This is a genomic window from Pelagibacterium montanilacus (assembly GCF_003992665.1).
In the GTDB taxonomy this organism is placed as follows: Bacteria; Pseudomonadota; Alphaproteobacteria; order Rhizobiales; family Devosiaceae; genus Pelagibacterium; species Pelagibacterium montanilacus.
This window is the reverse complement of record NZ_RZMX01000055.1, coordinates 166,656-167,973: the sequence shown is the minus strand read 5'-3', so window position 1 is coordinate 167,973 and position 1,318 is coordinate 166,656. Positions and strand designations below refer to the sequence as shown.

General features: G+C 60.3%; 2 protein-coding genes. One reads left to right on the top strand and one right to left on the bottom strand.

All coding sequences use genetic code 11. The features are described from left to right. Positions 1 to 4 precede the first annotated feature (4 nt). Positions 5 to 759, bottom strand: a protein-coding gene (locus tag EO136_RS15995; RefSeq protein WP_425466595.1) for an IS5 family transposase whose coding sequence is annotated in 2 segments (ribosomal slippage) — positions 5 to 424 and positions 427 to 759 — 753 coding nt in all. Because the reading frame shifts where the segments join, the coding sequence is not laid out codon by codon here. Positions 760 to 901: 142 nt separating this feature from the next. On the opposite strand from EO136_RS15995, the gene EO136_RS18650 reads away from it, so the two are divergent. Beyond that, positions 902 to 1,318, top strand: a 417-nt coding sequence (locus EO136_RS18650) for a CHASE2 domain-containing protein (protein ID WP_246018419.1), incomplete at its 3' end; no start/stop codon positions are given.

Below are 1,318 nucleotides of genomic sequence, written 5' to 3'. Positions count from 1 at the left end.
TCAATCATAGCCAGTATGCGACTGCTGCTGCGAGCATGACAGCGGAGAGGTAGTTCCGGGCGAGTTTGTCGTATCGTGTCGCTACACGGCGGAAATCCTTGAGGCGGCAGAAGGTAGCTTCGACGCGCCAGCGGTCCTTGTAGCGCTTCTCATCGTAACGGATGATGCGCTTGCGGTTTTTGCGTCCAGGGATCACGGGGATGGTGCTCTGGCTGCGCAAAGTGGATCGCAGTCGATTGGCATCATAGCCCCGGTCAGCAATGAGCCGCTTCATGCCTGTGGTTTCCCCGATCAGCAGGTCAGTCCCCTTCATGTCCGAGGCGTTGCCGGGTGTCAGGATGAGGCGGAGCGGCCTTCCAATAACGTCGACGAGCGCATGGACCTTGGTGGTCCGGCCACCACGCGAGATGCCAATGGCGTTGGCTTTCGCCCCCCTTTTGCCCCACCTGCGCCGCGATGGGCCTTGATATAGCTGCTGTCGATCTGGGCCGTTTCCGCAATCCAGCCCTTGTCGGTCAAAGCCATCAGGATGCGGGCCCAGACCCCGCGACGGCTCCAACGGTTCCAGCGATTGTAGACGGTTGTCGCAGGGCCATATTCGACAGGGCAATCAACCCAGCGCCCACCGCACTTGAGCATATGAATGATCCCCGAAATCACCCGTCGGTCGTCGACCCGGCGTGCTCCGGGCTGGTTTTGAGGGAGGTGCGGCTCAATGGCCGCCCAAGCTTCGTCGCTCAACCAAAACAGTCTGCTCATCAACACCTCCAGCTCCATTTGAAGCCAAAAAATCTGATTTGCAGCACCTATTCAATATGCTGATTGGGTTTGGACCCTAGTCACATTGCGGAGTGCTATCGGCTCGCACATGCCATATGTGCTGGATTGCTGGCGCTCGGTATTGCCTGGCTCGTCACCTTCGAGGTCGCCGCCCCCCATCGACCGGGCGCTCTCGGACTGGTGGTTCGAGCATGCGAACCGTCCCGCTTCCGGTGACATCATCTTTGTCGATATCGACGGCGCCACGCTGGAGGCGGTCGGGGTGTGGCCCTGGCCTCGCTCGATCCACGCGGCGCTGATCGAAGAGCTGCTCGGCGCCGGCGCCGGCTACATTTGGCTCGACATCAATTTTTCGGCAGCCGGCTTCCCGGGCGGAGATGCGGCGCTTGCAGATGCGTTCGCCGCCTCCGGGCGCTGTGACTACGCATCGATCAGCTATCTGCGCAATCACGGGATCGACAAGCTCAAGATCGACGGCTCGTTCATCCAGCAGATGATCGAGGATGCGGAAATCGAGAGCATCGTCCTCGCCATCGTT